Raw genomic sequence first — 1482 nt, forward strand, 5'->3', positions numbered from 1 at the left:
CGCGGATTCCCGCCCCACCCGCCCACGGCGAACCGCCCCAGCAGCAGCCAGGCCATGATCACCAGCACGGTCCCGATCAGGCACATGGCCAGCGTCGAGGTTCCGGCGCGGGCGAAGAATCCCAGTACGCGCTGCCCGGACACCGGATTCTGATGCACCGGCTGCGCGCCCACGCCCAGCGCCGAAATCGCCATGATGACGGCTCCGGTCGCGCCCAGCAGTCGGATTCGCATCAGCTGCAGGGTTTCTCGCCGGTCCAATCCCGGCACGTCATGGTCCACGCTGTGCAGCACGGCGACGGTGTGATCGGCGGCGGGGACGTCCAGGCCCAGGGCCCGGCGTCCGATATCGATGACTCTGCGCCGCGCGCCTTCCACTACCGCCACATCTGCGAAGCCTAGTCCGGCGGCGGGCCGGGGACGCCGATCGCATGGCCGCGACGCGGGTTCTCAGATGTGCTGACCGGTTGCCGGTAGGAACCAATCGCAGGCTTTCATACCCCTGCTGGGTATGCGGCAGATCGGGTGGGGGTCCAGGAGGGAATCGCCGTGATCGGCGACGAAGACGGCATCGCGCCCGATAAGAGATCGTCGCCGCCGGACTGTGCGACTGCCTCATCGGCAACCGTCGCGAGAACGCCGAGCCCATGACCGTCGACGAGCTGGAAAGGCTCTTCCCGCCCCTCGCCGTGCGCGTTTGAGCCAGTGCCCGAACACGATTCGCCCTGCCGGTGTCGTACCCCGCTCATACCCTGGATGAATGGTGTCCGATTCGAAACGGCGAATCGAGGTGGCCGCGGCCGGGTTGCTCGCCCGTCACGGCTACCACGGATTCGGGCTGAAGAAGTTGAGTGAGGCGGCGGGGCTGCCGTACGGGTCGATCTACCACCACTTTCCCGGCGGGAAGGAGGAGATCGCGGTCTCGGCCATCACCGGCACCGGGGTGCTGGTGGGCCGCATGATCCGGCAGGCACCCGGTGATGTGTTCGGCACGGCCGCAACCCTGTTCGACTTCATGGCCACCAAACTCGCCGACACCGATTGGACGGATGGCTGTCCGGTGGGCACGCCCGCCCTCGACGGCGGCAGCGATGTCGAATCCGTGCGCTCGGCCTGCGTCTCGGCCTTCGAGGCCATGGCGCACGGCTTCGCCGAAATGCTCACCGAGCTGGACATGGAACCGGGGGAGGCGCGCGATCTGGCCACCACGGTGGTGGCGGCCTATGAGGGCGCGACCATCCTGGCCCGCGTCCGCCGGACCGACGAACCGCTGCACACGGTCTCGGCGGCCATGGCCAAGCTGATCCGCCTGAGTCTGGCGGAAGTACCTGCCGCAGAGGTGAATTCACCCTAGGATGGGTTGACTGGAAAGAATGTTCTAGCGAGGATCGATCAATGCAGCGACTTGTCCTCGACGGACCCCATTCCCTGCGCTGGGAAGACGCCGCCGAACCCACCCTCACCGCCCCCGACCAGGCCCTGG

General features: G+C 67.5%; 2 protein-coding genes. One reads left to right on the top strand and one right to left on the bottom strand.

What is annotated here, in order from left to right; all coding sequences use genetic code 11:
• The coding region (gene mptB, locus ACAM49_RS40140) for a polyprenol phosphomannose-dependent alpha 1,6 mannosyltransferase MptB (RefSeq protein ID WP_369640732.1) at positions 1 to 386 on the bottom strand (386 nt) is incomplete at its 3' end.
• Positions 387 to 759: 373 nt separating this feature from the next.
• Here mptB and ACAM49_RS40145 point away from each other — a divergent pair.
• A complete protein-coding gene (locus tag ACAM49_RS40145; protein WP_369640733.1) occupies positions 760 to 1353 on the top strand; it encodes a TetR/AcrR family transcriptional regulator in 594 nt (197 codons plus the stop codon).
• Positions 1354 to 1482 lie beyond the last annotated feature (129 nt).

Source organism: Nocardia sp. JMUB6875 (assembly GCF_041154655.1).
Classification (GTDB): domain Bacteria; phylum Actinomycetota; class Actinomycetes; order Mycobacteriales; family Mycobacteriaceae; genus Nocardia.

Coding starts and splice junctions, on each gene's coding strand:
- ACAM49_RS40145 (WP_369640733.1), top strand. CDS start 760: ATGGTGTCCGATTCGAAACGGCGAATCGAGGTGGCCGCGGCCGGGTTG.